This is a genomic window from Enterobacter sp. T2, assembly GCF_010692925.1.
GTDB lineage: Bacteria > Pseudomonadota > Gammaproteobacteria > Enterobacterales > Enterobacteriaceae > Enterobacter > Enterobacter kobei.
Genome location: NZ_CP048736.1, coordinates 530671 through 547832, shown reverse-complemented (window position 1 = coordinate 547832; position 17162 = coordinate 530671). Strand labels below are relative to the sequence as shown.

The following is a 17162-nucleotide window of genomic DNA, read 5'->3' as shown; positions in this document are numbered from 1 at the left end:
GCCTTGTGGGCGCTCGTCTGACAGATAATGATGCTTCGCCTGATTTAATTGATGGTAAAACGCAGTGGAAAGGACGTGACCACAATCAACAAATCATTAACAACCAGTTCATCATTCGCAGAGAAAATTGCGATATCAGAAGAATATCCAGTCCCAGATGGCCCTTGCGATCGACACCACCGCATCACGCACGCTACGAATCGCCGTTTTCAGCGATGAAGACAGGAACGAAGATGACTCAGCCGTATCGAAAACCCGGCCCACAGCGTCACCGAAACTGTCACGGGCCTGCGACTTTACCGGCTCTGTGCAGAGTCTCCCTTGCAGTTGTGTCACCACCGGGCTGGTGGCGCGGTCAGGCAGACAGCGCATCATGGTTGCCACCATCTCCTCAATGCCCCATCCAGTGCGGGCGGACACCACGCAGACCGGATGATGCGGTTTAAACATCGCCATAATCGCAGCCTGCTTCGCTTTAAGATTTCCCTGTTGGTGCGGTGAAGGTTTGCTGGTGAGGGTATCCCATTCATGACAGGGTTCGATTTTGTCGGCCTGGTTAATCACAAACAGAACCTTTTGCCTGTAAGGTTGCATCACGCCGTGCCAGAACTGCTCGTCCACAGTCAGTGCCCGATCATCGGCCTTAATGATCCACAGCACCAGATCAAGCTCCGACAACATACGACGGTACAGGGCCCGGTATTCATGATCCCGCCGCCCGTTTTCACCTACCCCCGGTAAATCGACAATCACCAGACTGTGACGACCACTGCGCAACCGGAAGCGAAGTACGTCGCGAGTACAGGCATTCACGTCACTCACCGGGGACACTTCCCCCCGGAAAAGTTCGTTGCAGAGAGAGGATTTACCTGCACCACTTTTGCCCATGATGCCAATCACCGGTTCGTAGTGGGTCAGGTTCTGGATACGTTCAAGAATAAGCTGGCGAAGCGTGTGCGGAAGCGACGCGAGCGGTTGTTCAAGGCCCTGAAGGCCATCAGGTTTATTCATACAGTAGTCTCAGCGTGAAAAATTAAAAACCCCGCGTTCCAGTCAGGAAGGCGGGGATTCACAGAGATGATATCTATCTGAAATTATTTGGAATTTTAGATTAATACGTAAACGGACTTCTACAGCGCAGAACTAAAAGATGTCCGCTTAGTGCCAGAAGCGGACGTTATAGATATCTCGAATTTCGCCAAACAGTGGTGGGTACAGTTGACCGGGGGGAGATCATAGCCATCTGTCTATTGCGTAATAATAAAAACATGTTAATTTCGATAGTGAACCTTGAGTAAGCCGAAAGCTTTCTCATAGTGGAGCGAATCCCACTTTTTCTGATGAAATCGGAAGTATTTAATATGAAATCACCAATACGCCAGTACTCCACCCTGTTTTCCTGCCTCTATGATGAACCTGAACCAATAGGTTTCTTAGGTCGCGGGACTCACTACTCAGTCTTTAGAACCGTCGAATGGCTTGATGTTCTTCGTTTTCCCACCCAGCCATGTGAAATTCATGATTTCTCTGTCATCTGGGATGAAGATCACGATACTCGAGTCATCAACGTAATCGAAAATATTTATGCTTCTGGGCTGCTCTCACCGATCCAATTCATTGGCGAGAGAAAGGGTACGTTGAGCGTCATAGTCGCATCTTGCTTTTATTATGGTGGTACCCCAGATATAAGAACATATCAGCAGCAGCTACAGAGAATATGCGATGAATCCTCTGATGGCGATTATTGGCCTGTTGAAATTGGTACGTTCGATCGCTCACCAACGTCGCCGCATCAAACGTACACTTGTGGAATAATCAATGATGCAGACCATCGAGTGGTTACATATTTAAGAAATATTGATTCTCTCTGGCGATTAGGCACAAAGCCCTATAAAGCAAAGGCTAGCACAAATTTACCTCCAATTCCTATGCCCCCCCATTCGTTGCTCGATAAGTGAGATAACTGCTCAAAAAGCCGCGAAAGCGGCTTTTTGTTGGCGCTGGACAGCAATGCCGCTTCGTCCAGATGAGACTATGAACAGAGCGGGTAATCAATTCCCGATCGATGCCAGAAGCAGATGTTCAACACTTCTGCCTATGTGGCCAAAATTGTTATGCGACTAAACAAAGGATAGATAATGGATAAAAATGAGCTATCAATATGGCCTCCGTACCAGGTCTTCTATATTCAATCTATGTTGTTCAATACAACATCGGCTCTACAGGCTGTGGAAAGAGCATCTAAGTACATCCAAGATATCAGTGAAGGGAAGCTAGGGCTACAAGATCGGAAAGATGAGCTTCTAGACTGTCTACAAAACTTCATCAATCATAGTGCTGCTATAGCTCGCTATTTCTTTCCATCAATGATTGGTGGGAAAGGTGAGAAGGTTTTACATAAGAATCGTGCTGAGTATCTGAGGCAAATTTTTGATGTGACAGAAAGCAGCCCTTTGCATGATAAGAAACTTAGAAATGCAATAGAGCACTTTGATGAACGACTGGATATGTATCTTGAAGTTGGAATTGTAGGACATATCTTTCCAAGTCTAATCTTGGACAAACCAGAAGAAACAGATGTGCCGCATCATATCTTCAGAGCCTACTATCTAAATAATGGAATTTATCAAATATTGGGGGAAAGACATAATGTTCAACCCATTCTTGATGAAGTCATGAGAGTTCAAGAATTGTTGGCGACGTTTGATGAAAATGGTGGGATATTTGGAACATAAAAAGCTCCTTCGGGTGTTTTTTATTTAGATTTTGGATGCTTCACGTGACCTGCTCCCCGTAGATTAATATGTGAATACGTTAACAAGCCGTCCTCTTCGGCGGTTCATGCGGTCCGCTTCGTGCCAAGAGTAATCAATCGGGAACAGGTCAGAGATACAGATTAAACGACCCGTTACAGATACCAAACTGCATGGGCATGGGCATGGGCATTGCCATCGCGACTACCATTCTCTTTTTAGGTCTTACTGAAAATAATATTTAAAAGTAGAGAACTAGGAGACCGACTTAGCCAAAAAATGGGATTTGAAGATTATGATCTTACCTCTTATCGACCTGTTTGGAACTCCATACACACACAGTTACATGAACTGCTGTTTGACATCCCCATATCAGGCAGCAGTTCATGCTGCCAAAACTGTGGGTACAGAACAAGGATTAACTTTCCATATCGAAGACGCTATAAAGCAACACCCTTCGTGGTTGTCTTACATGCCAGAAACTACACCTAAGCCGATTGCAGAATATCAAGGTGATACTTATTGCTGTGGTCTAAAGGCAGTATCAGAAGCAATTCGCTTAAGTGGTAGGTCGGTGATGCCAGGTCAATATCTATTTCAGGGCGGAAAGTGGCCCGCTGAATATAAACACGGCGCTATGTTTGAAACCACTCGCCATTATCAACAACATTATGTCCCAATATCGCGATGGGAGTTCCACAGTGGCATGGTAGGGCATATCGTAATAATGCAATTGATCTATTTGTACTTCGGGTTAGTGAACCACGTGCAAAAGGTTTTTTCTTTAACAGTGAAGATATAGATACAGGGCATGAGAAAGAACTGTTTTTTGAGCAAGGGGTAAAACTAACACTTACAAGCTGCGAGGATATTCAAAAAATTCCTGTTGCCGATTTTGATCTTAGTCGCTCAGCACAAAACACCAAAGACGTACCTGTACGAGTTTTAGCTATCGAAATATCCTGATTTCAAAATATTGGCCAGGGGATGGGGCTACGAAATACAACTCGGCTTCTTTTCATTGCCCCGTTCTCTTCACAATGCTTAACAGTTTTGTTTACAACCATCATAAAAATTAAAAATGCAAATATAATAATTCCATCTTTAATAAAGTATAATTCAACACCCGGAAAATTAAATAAATTGATTAACCACCTCCTTATCGGAATTACTTTTCAATGGATTGTACGTTATCAGTTTTTCAGGGTCTAGTATCCACATATCTCGCGGACCATAATTAGTAAGCCTTCGGCCCGACAAATATATGCTCGGTTCACTATCCATCCTGTTCATCCACAGAACACCAAGTTTTTGACTTGATAAATGTTCATAGATTTTTAGGATTTGGGGCGCACCTCCAATTGATGAGTTTTTGAATTCATAAGAACTTTCATTAACTTTGTAAAGCATGTCTCGAATAACTTCAAATGGTTCCCATTCAAATTTAACAGTATTTTTTATGCCTTTTTCTAAATTATCCAGCTTCCCTCTTGATTTTAATTTTTCACGAAGCATAGCATTAGCTTTAATTACATGTTCTTCATCACCAGTAAATACAACAGGTGATCCATATATTTCACGTGCAGGATCCGCACGAAAAGAGTTGGTACTCTTTTGGTAGGTGATGTGCCAAATCATGAATTTTTTTCTTATCCATGAATATCCCCCGAATATGAATTTTGCATCGGGTATATCCATGTCACCTATGGCATCGTGAATTTGCTCTCTCAGTCGTTCAAAAATTTTAAGAATATGGGTTTTGAGTTCTTTAATATCTTGGGCTCGTGAGGAGCAACGATCATATATATCAATTGCTGATGCCACTTGATGCATCAAAGGATATGCCCAACTAGTATCACCCGCGAAACATATGAAAGCATCTGAACGAGGCAGAGTTATTATCTTCTGCCCACAATCCATTTTCATACCACCATTTAATCTACTATCTGATACTACAATCAATTCTTTGCAATTTCTTAAAGTTCTTACCCAAGCTGCGGCTATAGTCATCTCAAGATCCTTAATTAATTGATTTTGTAGCCTACTCCAGTTGTTAAACATAACACAATGCTTGGTTAGATTCTCACTCAGGACAAGCTTTTACCCCAAATGCTTGCCTGACTCGTACCAGATTGTGGTGCAAGATTGCGATCTGACCGCTTTTCGCTCAACGCGGACATCATTAACCTCGTTTAACTTCTCCTGTCATAAGGGGAAAAAGTCTTTACAAAATAATTTGAACGCTTGGTGATTTCCAAACAATACTTACGGGTATAAACTCGGCGGATATGATTAGCTGAAAATGGAGTAATCGATGTTTACCCTTGGCGCACACCTTTCATCCAAACGTACCGGATATACTCATCATGGTATTTACATTGGGAGTGGTAAAGTTATCCATTATTCAGGTCTGGCAAGTGGGTTAAGCAAAGGTAAAATCTGTGAGACTTCGTTTGAAGACTTCAATCAGAACCAGAGCGAAGTTGCCATTATCGAACATCTGGATGCTAAATGTGTTTACTCCAATGTAGATATTGTGAAAAGGGCTAAATCCAGACTGGGTGAGGATGGATATAATATATTCAACAACAACTGTGAGCATTTTGCGACATGGTGTGTGACTGGCGTTAGTGAAAGCGCTCAGGTCAAAACAGTGAAGACTATGGCAGTATCTGTAGGGCAGGCGGGGGTCAATGCTTACAGCTATTATAAAATAACTCAAACAGCCCCCACGGTATTAAGAACTGCGGCGTCCATGGCAAGCCGTCAGGTTGCTACGCGAGCTATAGCATCAGGGGCAATGACATCCGGTACTTCAGCATTGACCGGTATATCGTCTGTTGCTAGTGGTGCAGGGTTAACTACAGCAGCTTTCTCTGGTGGAGCGAGTACTATTGTTGGCTTAACTGGAGCTTCAGCAGCTACAGTAGCTGCGGCCCCCGTTGTGCTTGCCGCGGGAGGCGTAGCTTTAGTTGGGTATGGTGTATATAAAGTATGGTCATGGCTTAGCGACTAATTCTCAAATAAGCATTTAAACGCCGTGGTCGTAGTGTCGATGAGTTCTCCGAGGTGATCGGAATCGACGTTGCGGATGCAACGCTAGAGGGCTATGTAAAATACGGTGATCTGCTCCCTGTCGGTTAACACACGGGAAGGTGAGTAGAGCATTATCAATGGCGATGATAGTTGTGAACGTCTGCTCCTCGCTCAGGCTGTGTGAAAACTCCTGATCACTTTTTGGTCTAAGCGTTGGTTTCATATGATCAACCATTCTTGATAAACCCATGCGACGAACTGACTTTTTCATTAAAATTAGAGACATACGAATGAATATTTCGGATGCCGACATGGCCAATCACATTCAAGGACAAGGCAGGCATCAGGTGACATTACTCCCTGATGCACTGGATGATTTTGTCACTGAAGATAACCCCGTCAGAGTGGTTGATATCTTTGTTGATGGACTAAAGCTCGATTCTCTTGGTTTCAGAAGAGTTGATGCTAAGCGAACCGGACGACCCGGATATCACCCTGCCACCCTACTTAAGTTGTACATTTACGGATATCTCAACCGAATTCAGTCCTCCCGTAGACTGGAAAAAGAGGCCCATCGGAATGTTGAACTGATGTGGTTACTTGAACGATTAACGCCTGATTTTAAAACCATTGCAGACTTCAGAAAAGATAACGGTGAAGGTATCAGGAATGCCTGTAGGGCCTTTATTGGCCTGTGCCGGCAAATGCAAATGTTCACTGATGTCGTTATTGCCATCGACGGCAGCAAATTTAAAGCAGTAAACAGCAAACCCAACAACTTCACATCTCAGAAAGCCAAAGACCATATTGAGCGCGTTGAGCAAAGTATTACTTATTATTTAAACAAACTGGATGAAGCCGACAAGAATACTGAGCCCGATGCAAACACAAAGTTAACAGCCACTAAACTGGCCTGGTTAAAAAAGCGTTTACGTGAGCTTCAGGAGATCCAACAAGCAGTCGCACAACAGCCAGATAAACAACTCTCTTTAACCGACCCTGACTCCCGGTTGATGAAAACAAATAATATGAATCGGCAAGTTTGCTACAACGTTCAGACTGCTGTGGATACGAAGAACCACTTGATTGTTGCGCATAAAGTCACCAACACAACAGATAATGGGCAACTTGGTTCAGTAGCAACACTGGCTCAGAAAGCTGTTGGCCGGAGGGACATAACAGTACTTGCCGACAAAGGGTATTACAGTCGCAGCGATATTAAAACAGTTCTGGATAGCGGAGCCGTGGCGTTAGTGCCAAAAGGAGATACCTCTGGTGCTGAACGTAAGGGGCTCTATAATCGCTCAATGTTCAGATATAACAGGGAAAAAGATGTTTATGTATGCCCAATGGGCAATGAGCTTCAGAATCGATTTACCTCAATAGAGGACGGGCTGGAGCAACAGTTGTACTTTAACAATATTGCCTGTCGCGATTGCAGCCAGCGCTCCAGGTGCACTACATCGAAACGCGATCCAAGGCGTATACGGCGTTGGGTTCATGAAGCTGAAATGGAAGAAATGCATGCCAGACTTGAGGCATTTCCTCAGGCGGTGGTCATGCGAAAGCAAACGGTAGAACATCCCTTTGGGACAATTAAAATGTGGATGGGTGCAACGCACTTCCTGATGCGGAAATTTAAAAATGTCAGTACGGAAATAAGTCTACACATATTGGCTTATAACCTGAAAAGGATGATATCGATATGGGGTACTACAGGATTGATATTTCAGCTTCTGGAACAATACGGCTAACGGTTCCGGCCGTTTTATCCTCCAGAAACAAATATTAGGCTCTTTCCCGCAATAAAAATCTCTGAGACACCCGAATAAAATCACAGATTACCTCGTCAACTTAAACAGCATTCTCAAAACACAGATGAGAAATATTGTTTGGCTACTCAAAGCTATGAGTTTTCACACAGCCTGCGCTCACAGCGGACCTTCAGCTCAGTTAGCTTGTAAGGTTCGAGCCAAAAACATACATTCTAGTAAACAGGCAACCGCTCCATCATCCATACCCCGCCATATTAATCTTTAACAAGTATGTGCTCTCTACGTAACGGGACAAGAGAGAGATAGCAATAGACCTTGGTCCATTAAGATTCATTACTATACTGAGAAATCCGACGAAGAAACCACTGAGATTACAACGCTATTTAGCAGATCGCCGATAAGATTTCGCCGCTTGCCAGGCATGTTTCATCTTCTCAATAAACTCCAGCTTCTCTTCAGGTTGGACGTTCCACACATCTATAGCCGCAATAATCATGTCATAACGCATAGACGTATTATAAGGGCGAAGATAGCCAGCTATTCGTCCTTTTCCTTTGAGATAGTCCCAGAGATATACTAACTGAGTTTCATCATCACGTGACATCCAGTCAAAATCTGTCAGAAAAAAATCGTATTGCTCAAGCCAGCGCTCATGCAGCTTTTTGAAATAAGAGATCTTATCTCCAAGTGAGCATGGAGCTTCATCAATGTACCTCATCACACCATTGATGAGTTCACGCTCAGTTACCGGAGTGGGATTGTACACATCGGTACTTGCTCCCGCGTTCAGATAAAATCGGGAGAAAACACGTTTCGGTTTTTTCGAAGCAGTAGCCTGTGGATTTGTTATCAGATCCCAATCAATATCGTCCAAATCGATATTCAAATTTGAGAAATCAAGATTGGTGAAGATATTATCGTCTATTAAAAGAGAATTAAAACTACCAGAACAACCGACGTCATTCCCTAACCCACCAAGCGTCAGCCCTGCAGATAATACTGGGTATTCAAAAATATAATGGTGAGCAAACCACGATGCTCTTGGTGTACCTTTGAAACAATCAAAATAATCTTTATCAATCAGTTGCAGGTCGGCCCATTCTTTAAGTGTTTTCCGCGCAGCTTTGATTCTGTCCTGATCGCCAGAAAAATGCCGTTCAAGTATCTGAGAGATCAAATGTCGAAACTGATCCGGCGTATCATAAGTACTGCACAGTAACGAGTGATCTGTATTGAAGAACCTATCCAGCGTTTTTATGTACATTATCTCGTAGCGGATCATATCGTAATGCAACATCGTCTCTTCCCTCTGCTTCTTTCTGACTCCCAAAAATAGATTAGCATTAGCACCTTTTTGGTTGGTGGAGTCGGGTCACAGACCTGAAGAATGACTGATTTTTAACTGATATCTTGCTGATTTTATTGTGATAATGTTCTGACATTTTACTGCGTTATTCCTGTGGCTTTTACTCTACGAATCTCCTCTGTTCACCTCATTAGAATCGTTCAACAGCAGATATGAACATTTGGGTTTTTAGTATAATTAAGGGAACTCCCTGTTTCTATACCACCCTGTTCACAGCTTCTTCCCTCATTCATTAACCCTGCCTGTATTCCCCTGGATACATAGTTCCCTGTATCTGCCGTATCCCTGCTTCTCTTAAAAATTACATCTTATCCCAATCCTTTGTACTCCACCTGACAAAGGATAAATCAATGCACACACCTTACCCTTTTAATTCCAGATACACGATGAACTGGTTTCTACTTTCTCTACTCAATGACCACCTGAATCAGCTACTGAACCGATACTCCCGAATACAGGCACTCCGACTCGACCTGTTCTACCAAAAAGGTACAGAGCGCTATAAACGTCATTCATGGAACGAAACAGAACGAGAGGTGCGTATGCTGGTTGAACGCACTATGCAGCACACAAATCTGGCAGGGTACTTCTGGGTACTCGAGAACTCTGTAGACCACGGCTGCCATGCCCATATCGTGTTCTATCTCGACAGGCACCTTAACCAGGCTACCTACCCAATAGCTGAGAGAGTAGGAACAATATGGCGGGGAATAACGCAACGAGAAGGCTATTACAACCGCTGCGAGTACAAACCCACTTATGACGTCAGTATTGATAAGCCGGTGAACTACGGCGATACCGAAGCCATCGATAACCTGCGCTACATCATCAGCTATCTTGCCAAAGAAGAGCAAAAGCACGGTCATTATTATTACGGAGCCAGCGAGGTACCGCCGCCCAGCGGACTGGGGCGGCCTCGCACGGTGTAGCTCACGTTCTGCACTTTTTTACGTATCAATCCATTGATGTGGAAGGGCTGGTAGTCACGAGCAATCAACCACCAGTTCAGGATTATCCCACAATGGAAGAAAACATCATGACAGAACATATTTCTTTGCTCGATGACCAACTGGTGGATATGCGCTTCATCACGAAGCTTACAGGGCTGACGGACAAGTGGTTCTACAAACTGATAAAAGACGGCCAATTCCCGAAGCCAATCAAGCTGGGTCGCAGCTCCCGCTGGAAGCAAAGTGAAATCGAAGACTGGCTACAGCAACGCATTGCTGATTCACGCAGCCATTGATACAGCCCATTCGTTCTAAGCTACGCCTTTCCCAATATACCAATCCTTTAAAGCACCCTTCAGCTCTAAAACAATTCACGCGATATTATTTATCAGATTTAATCGCAACGATTTCTGGCTCAGAATTTGAAAAATAGAAGCCCACCCTATCCCGGTATATCCCTCATTCTGTTAACGCCTGCCATACTGACGTTTATTTCCAGGGGTGAGCTTCTTATTTTTTAACGACGTGTCAGAACAATCCTTCACCGGGCATATAACGTTTCCGCAGACAGCTGGAATTCATATTCTGCTGCCTTTAGCTTTCTCGATTTAAGCATCTTCATCGTAACGCCCCAAATCTGACCTGCTTCCACCTTTCTCTGAATTTCACCAGCGCTCAGCATGAGCTGTTGCTTCAAAATTGACAGCAAGCTGACCTGAAATGAACGGGAAATTCTGACACTAACGCGGACCCGCTGGTGGGCGGTGATGCTTACCGGCCAGCGCTCCTGAACGGTAAAATTAGGCCGACCCGATAGCTCTGCGTTGTTCCGCTTCAGCATCGCGATATCACTTGCAAAGTGCTGTACCGTAGCCGCATCGTTTATCATTAGCCGATGATAAAGCTGGCGCTCAATTTTGCTGACGTGCAGACGCGAGAACAGAGAGATATTCCAGGTGTAATCGCAGTGTGTGCATTTATAGATACTCCATACATCCAGCAGCTTCTTTTGAGAATTAACCCGAAATGCACCTGACGGCGTGAAGTCGCGTTTAATCTTGCAAGAAGGGCATCGTTTCGCAATGCGCTAATACCCCACAGGCACGACGGTCCATGTAACTTTCATAACGTACCTTTTTTACCCCATACAAAATCGGATCCGTACTAAACGGACCATGAATGTTTGTGTATGAAAAATATTTAAGAGATATTTTTCAGCGGGTTAAAAAAAGATTTCCAACGCTAAAATCCTGTCGGCGTCCAAAGTGATATGCCGAGACTAGCAAAGCGGCAATCATCCGGTAAATGAGTTCAATCAATATTCATGAAGTTTACTGCGGGTTCTATTGATCTGAACCACTGAATGCCGCGCGACAAATTTGTATATTTAGTAGACAACCAAACAACCGAAGGAGCGCGTTATGGAACAGAATGAAAGATTTTGTCAGGCTTGCGGAATGCCAATATCCGAACGGGATGTCAATGTAGCCAGCGAGCAATATTGCGCCTGGTGTAGCGATGCGGATGGTAACTTGAAACCATGGGAAGAGGCCGTAAATGGCCTGGCTGAGTTTCTTGACTCATGGCAAAAGGTCGGCTCTGAAGAAGCACGGAAGCGGGCAAAACGTTATCTGACGGCGATGCCCGCCTGGGCTCATAAAGCGGACGAGTGATTTGAGCTGATTATCGTCACTCCCCCTGAATCCATTAAGGAGAGCCAATGTTCTCTTACCTTATGCCTGGAACCAACGACCTGCCACGCGCCATTACATTCTACGATCCGCTGATGGAGATGCTGGGGTATCCCCGTGGCGGCAGGAATGAGGACGTCGCATGGTGGGGCGTTTTCAACGGTAATAACACGACGGCACTGGGTATCGGCAGACCTTTTGATAAACAGGATGCCACGACCGGAAATGGTGTTATGGTCGCCCTGATTGCCCGCTCTGCCGAACATATCCAGCAGCTTCACGCGCTCGCTTTAAACCAGGACGGCACGGACGAGGGAGGACCTGGCCTGCGCTTGCATTACGGCGAAGGTTTCTACAGCGCTTATGTTAGAGACCCCGATGGCAACAAGCAGGCTTTCGTCTATTACACCGCACAATCCTGAGTACGATAAATCGGGGGCCTCAGCGCCTCCACCTGAAACTAAACCGATCCCGCAAATTTCAGAGGAGCGTTGGACGAGTTAATAAATGCCGGGATGTCTGACTGTTTTTACGCCATAACTCTATAGTGTGACAACCGCAGCACTATCACCCTCTCAAACCCTTTAAACCATTCAACTGCATGGCATCTGTCTGCCCCTTAGGGGTGGCTTACGCCTGCTTGTGAGAGACCGGTTACTCCATTTAATGACCTACCACATAGATCATTTTAATCATGAGATCCTGCAGGTGTAATTTAGGCTGGTTGAGTGTTATATCGGAACTTAAGTACCCCTATGTACACCGAAGAATAGATCCTCATCACAGCGAAGACATAGACTACACTCGTATCATTTCCCTAGTCTTTACATTAGATTAGTTTAAAGAGTTAAATAATCGCTTTGGGAGCCTTAAGAAAATTTACGCTACAGTGTAGGAAAATTAATTGTTGAACAGTTATTTCCAGAGTCGGATGGAGGGAACCCACAGCAGGTGCCAGCACATCCCTGACTGGGAATAATTATCGAGACGCAGTATGTTGGATTTTTCACTAACACAAAAGGGGTGGGTCTTGCCGATTGTCCTGAATGCGTTTCCACTGAAAATCCCTGAATTGGAGTTGAAATTTGTCCAGATACCCTACGACAAGACGACTCTAGGGAAGGTGCGAATAAGCAGGTCATTTCTTCCCAAGCTGACTCGCTGATTAAAATTTCGCGGATCTGGGCCGATTTTTTTCCCGCAAACACATCGAATCAGCCTATTTAGGCTATTTTTTCCACCATTTCTGGCGTTATTTCCGGTTTTTACTGAGATCTCTCCCACTGACGTATCATTTGGTCCACCCGAAACAGGTTGGCCAGGGTGAATAACATCGCCAGTTGGTTATCGTTTTTCAGCAGCCCTTTGTATCTGGCTTTCACGAAGCCGAACTGCCGCTTGATGATGCGAAACGGGTGCTCCACCCTGGCACGGATGCTGGCTTTCATGTATTCGATGTTGATGGCCGTTTTGTTCTTGCGCGGATGCTGCTTCAAGGTTTTTACCTTGCCGGGACGCTCGGCGATCAGCCAGTCCACATCCACCTCGGCCAGCTCCTCGCGCTGTGGCGCTCCTTGGTAGCCGGCATCGGCTGAGACAAATTGCTCCTCTCCATGAAGCAGATTACCCAGCTGATTGAGGTCATGCTCGTTGGCCGCGGTGGTGACTAGGCTGTGGGTCAGGCCACTCTTGGCATCGACACCAATGTGGGCCTTCATGCCAAAGTGCCACTGATTGCCTTTCTTGGTCTGATGCATCTCCGGATCGCGTTGCTGCTCTTTGTTCTTGGTAGAGCTGGGTGCCTCAATGATGGTGGCATCCACCAAAGTGCCTTGGGTCATCATGACGCCTGCTTCGGCCAGCCAGCGATTGATGGTCTTGAACAATTGACGGGCCAGTTGATGCTGCTCGAGCAGGTGGCGGAAATTCATGATGGTGGTGCGATCCGGCAGGGCGCTATCCAGGGATAATCGGGCAAACAGGCGCATGGAGGCGATTTCGTACAGGGCATCTTCCATGGCACCGTCGCTCAGGTTGTACCAATGCTGCATGCAGTGAATACGCAGCATGGTCTCCAGCGGATAGGGCCGTCGGCCATTGCCCGCCTTGGGATAAAACGGCTCGATGACTTCCACCATGTTTTGCCATGGCAGAATCTGCTCCATGCGGGAGAGGAAAATCTCTTTTCGGGTCTGACGGCGCTTAGTGCTGAATTCACTATCGGCGAAGGTGAGTTGATGGCTCATGATGTCCCTCTGGGATGCGCTCCGGATGAATATGATGATCTCATATCAGGAACTTGTTCGCACCTTCCCTAGATAGCCTCCGCTCCTCCCATAAAGCGACGCACGTCTTCCGGCGTCAGGGTGACAATATTCAGATCTTTTCGAGTGATGGTACATTCCCCAAATCTGGTACACCGCAGACACTGCAACTAAAGGATAATTTGGGAACCTTTTGCTCTCTGGTCAAAGATGGTCTGCTCAAGCACTTCGCTGGGTTGGGTCGAACTCCTTGCGGCTTCAATCCTATCGAGGTGGTAAGTGCCAAAGCAAAAGACAATCTTTTAGCCTCAATTCTTGGTGAGGCTTATCCCTTAAAAATTTGTGCCAAGTATTCAATCGACACTCGTACTGTCCAGGGTCAACCGTGTCTTATAATTGATTGCTCAACACGTCGTGTAGTAAAAGAGAACTGCCTGTTTTTCCTAAAAACCGGATTCAATGTTATTGGTCGCTACGTCGTCACTGAGCAGGACGACGGATTTAGAAAACTTTTAGGGTTTGTAGAAAGCTGCCACGAAGGGAGAACTCTGAGTGTTATTCGTCCCGACGGCCAAGCAGTTCATGCTGAGGCTAAAGACGTTTATCTCGAAGCTAGTCGAGCGAATTTTGACGACTACATCCTTCATACGCATGGTACGAAGAAAGACTCCATTGTCGAACATATTCGGCAGTCCGTTTCCATTTTCAACGGAGGCGAGAATAAAAAAGACCGCATCGACGCCCTTAAGAGGTATATCCAAACGACAAACATCTCGCTGCTCGATGGAACGCGTATCGAAATTGAGGATCCATACGACATTCAAAAAGATTGTGCACAGATGCAAAAGCCGGTGTTCGTCTTCAACGATAACGGTGAAGCAGATTGGACGGAGAAGGGTCTTACACAAAATGGCCCCTATACAAAGCGAACCTTCGATAGGAACGATCCATCAATCTGCGTGATCTGCGCCCAACATGACAAAGGGCGAGTCGAGCAGTTCGTCCGTAAGCTTCTGAAAGGCATGGCTAATAGCAAATATTTCAGAAATGGCCTTGAGGGTAAATTTGCACTTGGAACCAGTCGTGTTGAAGTGTTCGAAACATCCACAGACAGCGTCGATGCATACAAAAATGCCATCGAAGCTGCAATACGCAAAAAAGCTGATGAAGGAGGACGTTGGGATCTGGCCCTCGTACAGGTGCGGCAGTCATTTAAAAAACTCAAAGTTGCTGATAATCCTTACTATCTTGGTAAAAGCCTATTTTACTTGCACCAAGTTCCTGTACAGGATTTCACAATAGAGCTGCTAGCGCAGTCTGATTATTCACTCGGCTACTCGCTTAATAACATGTCACTGGCCTGCTATGCGAAGATGGGTGGAGTCCCGTGGCTACTCAAATCATCGCCAACACTATCCCATGAACTCGTGATCGGTATTGGCAGTGCAAATATAGTCCAAGAGCGTGGTGCCCATAATCAGCGCATTATGGGAATCACCACCGTATTTTCGGGAGACGGTAGTTACATTGTCTCGAGTACGTCCAAAGCCGTTGTACCGGAAGCTTACTGCGGCGCTCTAACCTCTGTTCTAGCCGAGAATATAGAAAAAATACAAAGGCGAATGAACTGGCAGAAAGGCGATACGATTCGCTTAATTTTCCATGTACAAGTCAAAAAGTTCAATAAGGAAGAGATTCAGGCAGTCCGTGCGGTAATCGACAAGTATAGAGATTACCAGATCGAGTATGCCTTCGTAAAAATCTCAGAGAATCATGGACTCCACATGTTCGACTCTTCAACGGCGACCATGTCGAAAGGACGCCTGGCGACACATCGCGGAAAAACGTTTAAGCTTTCTAAAAACGAAATGCTTGTTTACCTGATCGGCCAACGTGAATTACGACAAGAAACGGACGGTCATCCACGTGGTGTGATCGTCAACGTTCATAAAGACTCGACCTTCAAAGATATTAAGTATTTGAGTGCTCAGCTCTACAGTTTCGCATCACACTCCTGGCGTAGTTACTTCCCCAATCCCATGCCAGTTACCATCACTTATTCCGATCTTATCGCCCATAATTTAGGATGGTTGAATCAGCTTCCGGGCTGGAGTGACTCAGTCATGATTGGAAAAATAGGGCATTCACAATGGTTCCTATAGAGAAAGAAAACGTTTATCAGCTACGCGACTATTTTCACAGTAAGGTGATCGAATCCGCTCACATTGATCCATTTAAGTCCTGCTTTTTTAGTCTCCTGGAAGGAGTTAAAAGCTGCATTACGAATTTTAGCTTTGCGGACCTATCTTTATACCAACGCTGTGCAATTTCAGGTTTAGGTATTCTTGATGAAACTGTCTCGGTCCAGGATGTCTCTCGCCTGCTCGGACAAGCTCCCAAGATAGATTCAACACCGAGACCTTGGGTATCGGATATGTTCGGTGTAATGGCAGTGAAATGGCTAACCGCACAGATGCAAGATGAGAGCATAGATCACGAGTTCGAAAAGTGGATTTCAGGGTTTCTGGCTCAGCAGATTGAAAGCTACCATCTAAGTATCTTCGAGAAAGATATCGCGGCATATGTCAGTAACAGCGAATCAGCCTCCTTTAGTAGTGCCTGCATACCACTCTTCCTTCATTATCGAAAGTTACTGGAGATCAATAGCCATCAGAACCGACTTTCTCTTGTCGGACGTTTCATGAGCGAATTTCAAGCACAAGCTACAGAAAATCCTTCAGTTACTCTCTTGTGCGTAATGCTTTACGTTTTTAATCAAATTAATCAGGAAATTGCCATTGCTCCACCGTCTGGATGGACACTGGATGACCTGCTAGGATTTCTGGAACATATCCCTGCTGGGTTAAAACGGTGGACATGGGAGGACTCAGGTCGAACTAGAGCCGCAGAGCCCGTAAAGTGGCAAGTTGAAAATGAATATCATGTTCAGAATCTGCTTTATATCCTACTTGCACCAATATTCAACGATATTGCAGATGAGGTGAATCTTCAGCCTGTCGGGCAAAAAAACCCCCGCATAGACCTTTATCTGCCATCACTGCACACAATTATTGAAGTAAAATACCGAAAAGATACAAAGAAATCGTTTCCTGCACTAATAGGAGAAATTGCAGAAGATGCGTCACTTTATCGTGTCGACGAAAAATATAAGGATTCTTATATCATCAGCTTCCTGTGGGACTGCACTCGAGCAACACAAGAACATGTTAAATTCAAGGAGGGAGTATTGAAGATAAAAGGCATTGATGGTTGCGTAGTAATAAGCGCACCTTCTACAATGAATTTTAAAAAGTGAGAGTAACAATA

At 45.1% G+C, this 17162-nt stretch carries 16 protein-coding genes and 1 pseudogene; 12 read left to right on the top strand and 5 right to left on the bottom strand.

The features are described 5' to 3' along the window. Positions 1-135: 135 nt before the first annotated feature. Entirely contained in the window at positions 136-1011 is an 876-nt protein-coding gene (locus G0034_RS02590) for a GTPase family protein (protein ID WP_179120476.1), read from the bottom strand. A 350-nt stretch (positions 1012-1361) separates the two neighbouring features. On the opposite strand from G0034_RS02590, the gene G0034_RS02585 reads away from it, so the two are divergent. The 3 genes from G0034_RS02585 (at position 1362) to G0034_RS02570 (ending at position 3719) form a co-directional block, all read left to right on the top strand. Beyond that, positions 1362-1958, top strand: coding sequence for a hypothetical protein (locus G0034_RS02585; RefSeq protein WP_179120475.1), 597 nt, complete (start codon positions 1362-1364; stop codon positions 1956-1958). Between the two features lie 180 nt (positions 1959-2138). Next, positions 2139-2735, top strand: a complete 597-nt coding sequence (locus G0034_RS02580) for a hypothetical protein (RefSeq protein ID WP_179120474.1) — start codon at positions 2139-2141, stop codon at positions 2733-2735. Positions 2736-3440: 705 nt separating this feature from the next. After that, complete coding sequence (locus G0034_RS02570; RefSeq protein WP_179120391.1) at positions 3441-3719, top strand: hypothetical protein; 279 nt, start codon at positions 3441-3443, stop codon at positions 3717-3719. A 168-nt stretch (positions 3720-3887) separates the two neighbouring features. On the opposite strand, the gene G0034_RS02565 is transcribed toward G0034_RS02570, so the two are convergent. Then, positions 3888-4814 carry a hypothetical protein gene (locus G0034_RS02565; protein ID WP_286079230.1) on the bottom strand — a complete coding sequence of 309 codons (927 nt, stop codon included), beginning with the start codon at positions 4812-4814 and terminating at the stop codon, positions 3888-3890. A gap of 253 nt (positions 4815-5067) precedes the next feature. Between G0034_RS02565 and G0034_RS02560 the strand changes: the two genes are divergently transcribed. From G0034_RS02560 to G0034_RS02550, 3 genes and pseudogenes are all read left to right on the top strand, one after another. Then, positions 5068-5769: a lecithin retinol acyltransferase family protein gene (locus G0034_RS02560; RefSeq protein ID WP_047057990.1), complete on the top strand. Its 702-nt coding sequence runs from the start codon at positions 5068-5070 to the stop codon at positions 5767-5769. Between the two features lie 11 nt (positions 5770-5780). Continuing rightward, a pseudogene (locus G0034_RS23585) lies at positions 5781-5876 on the top strand (major capsid protein); the annotation flags it as partial. A 224-nt stretch (positions 5877-6100) separates the two neighbouring features. Continuing rightward, positions 6101-7543, top strand: coding sequence for an IS1182 family transposase (locus G0034_RS02550; protein WP_179120472.1), 1443 nt, complete (start codon positions 6101-6103; stop codon positions 7541-7543). Positions 7544-7943: 400 nt separating this feature from the next. Here G0034_RS02550 and G0034_RS02545 read toward each other — a convergent pair whose 3' ends face one another. Next, entirely contained in the window at positions 7944-8861 is a 918-nt protein-coding gene (locus tag G0034_RS02545) for a hypothetical protein (RefSeq protein WP_179120471.1), read from the bottom strand. A 419-nt stretch (positions 8862-9280) separates the two neighbouring features. Here G0034_RS02545 and G0034_RS02540 point away from each other — a divergent pair, with 419 nt between their 5' ends. Both G0034_RS02540 and G0034_RS02535 read left to right on the top strand, forming a co-directional pair. Continuing rightward, positions 9281-9859 (top strand): YagK/YfjJ domain-containing protein, encoded by a 579-nt coding sequence (locus G0034_RS02540; protein WP_179120470.1) that lies wholly within the window; start codon positions 9281-9283, stop codon positions 9857-9859. Between the two features lie 107 nt (positions 9860-9966). Then, positions 9967-10176 carry a helix-turn-helix transcriptional regulator gene (locus G0034_RS02535; RefSeq protein ID WP_179120469.1) on the top strand — a complete coding sequence of 70 codons (210 nt, stop codon included), beginning with the start codon at positions 9967-9969 and terminating at the stop codon, positions 10174-10176. Positions 10177-10421: 245 nt separating this feature from the next. Here G0034_RS02535 and G0034_RS02530 read toward each other — a convergent pair whose 3' ends face one another. Next, positions 10422-10964: a DUF1062 domain-containing protein gene (locus G0034_RS02530; protein ID WP_286079245.1), complete on the bottom strand. Its 543-nt coding sequence runs from the start codon at positions 10962-10964 to the stop codon at positions 10422-10424. Between the two features lie 337 nt (positions 10965-11301). Here G0034_RS02530 and G0034_RS02525 point away from each other — a divergent pair, with 337 nt between their 5' ends. Both G0034_RS02525 and G0034_RS02520 read left to right on the top strand, forming a co-directional pair. Continuing rightward, a complete protein-coding gene (locus G0034_RS02525) occupies positions 11302-11553 on the top strand; it encodes a zinc ribbon domain-containing protein (protein ID WP_074026060.1) in 252 nt (83 codons plus the stop codon). Between the two features lie 47 nt (positions 11554-11600). After that, positions 11601-11993, top strand: coding sequence for a VOC family protein (locus G0034_RS02520; protein WP_179120468.1), 393 nt, complete (start codon positions 11601-11603; stop codon positions 11991-11993). Positions 11994-12836: 843 nt separating this feature from the next. Here the strand turns inward: G0034_RS02520 and G0034_RS02515 are convergent. Then, positions 12837-13817 (bottom strand): IS5-like element ISKpn26 family transposase, encoded by a 981-nt coding sequence (locus G0034_RS02515; protein ID WP_000019473.1) that lies wholly within the window; start codon positions 13815-13817, stop codon positions 12837-12839. A gap of 53 nt (positions 13818-13870) precedes the next feature. Between G0034_RS02515 and G0034_RS02510 the strand changes: the two genes are divergently transcribed. Then, positions 13871-15997, top strand: coding sequence for an argonaute/piwi family protein (locus tag G0034_RS02510; protein ID WP_286079229.1), 2127 nt, complete (start codon positions 13871-13873; stop codon positions 15995-15997). Continuing rightward, entirely contained in the window at positions 15985-17151 is a 1167-nt protein-coding gene (locus G0034_RS02505) for a PD-(D/E)XK nuclease domain-containing protein (RefSeq protein WP_286079228.1), read from the top strand. Before G0034_RS02510 ends, G0034_RS02505 begins: the two co-directional genes overlap by 13 nt. Positions 17152-17162: the final 11 nt, after the last annotated feature.

Bases quoted from the DNA above. Each gene is read 5' to 3' on its own strand.
- G0034_RS02540 (WP_179120470.1), top strand. From the start codon at position 9,281: ATGCACACACCTTACCCTTTTAATTCCAGATACACGATGAACTGGTTT.
- G0034_RS02590 (WP_179120476.1), bottom strand. From the start codon at position 1,011: ATGAATAAACCTGATGGCCTTCAGGGCCTTGAACAACCGCTCGCGTCG.
- G0034_RS02505 (WP_286079228.1), top strand. From the start codon at position 15,985: ATGGTTCCTATAGAGAAAGAAAACGTTTATCAGCTACGCGACTATTTT.
- G0034_RS02550 (WP_179120472.1), top strand. From the start codon at position 6,101: ATGGCCAATCACATTCAAGGACAAGGCAGGCATCAGGTGACATTACTC.
- G0034_RS02580 (WP_179120474.1), top strand. From the start codon at position 2,139: ATGGATAAAAATGAGCTATCAATATGGCCTCCGTACCAGGTCTTCTAT.
- G0034_RS02520 (WP_179120468.1), top strand. From the start codon at position 11,601: ATGTTCTCTTACCTTATGCCTGGAACCAACGACCTGCCACGCGCCATT.
- G0034_RS02515 (WP_000019473.1), bottom strand. From the start codon at position 13,817: ATGAGCCATCAACTCACCTTCGCCGATAGTGAATTCAGCACTAAGCGC.
- G0034_RS02525 (WP_074026060.1), top strand. From the start codon at position 11,302: ATGGAACAGAATGAAAGATTTTGTCAGGCTTGCGGAATGCCAATATCC.
- G0034_RS02565 (WP_286079230.1), bottom strand. From the start codon at position 4,814: ATGTTTAACAACTGGAGTAGGCTACAAAATCAATTAATTAAGGATCTT.
- G0034_RS02570 (WP_179120391.1), top strand. From the start codon at position 3,441: ATGGGAGTTCCACAGTGGCATGGTAGGGCATATCGTAATAATGCAATT.
- G0034_RS02585 (WP_179120475.1), top strand. From the start codon at position 1,362: ATGAAATCACCAATACGCCAGTACTCCACCCTGTTTTCCTGCCTCTAT.
- G0034_RS02535 (WP_179120469.1), top strand. From the start codon at position 9,967: ATGACAGAACATATTTCTTTGCTCGATGACCAACTGGTGGATATGCGC.
- G0034_RS02545 (WP_179120471.1), bottom strand. From the start codon at position 8,861: ATGTTGCATTACGATATGATCCGCTACGAGATAATGTACATAAAAACG.
- G0034_RS02560 (WP_047057990.1), top strand. From the start codon at position 5,068: ATGTTTACCCTTGGCGCACACCTTTCATCCAAACGTACCGGATATACT.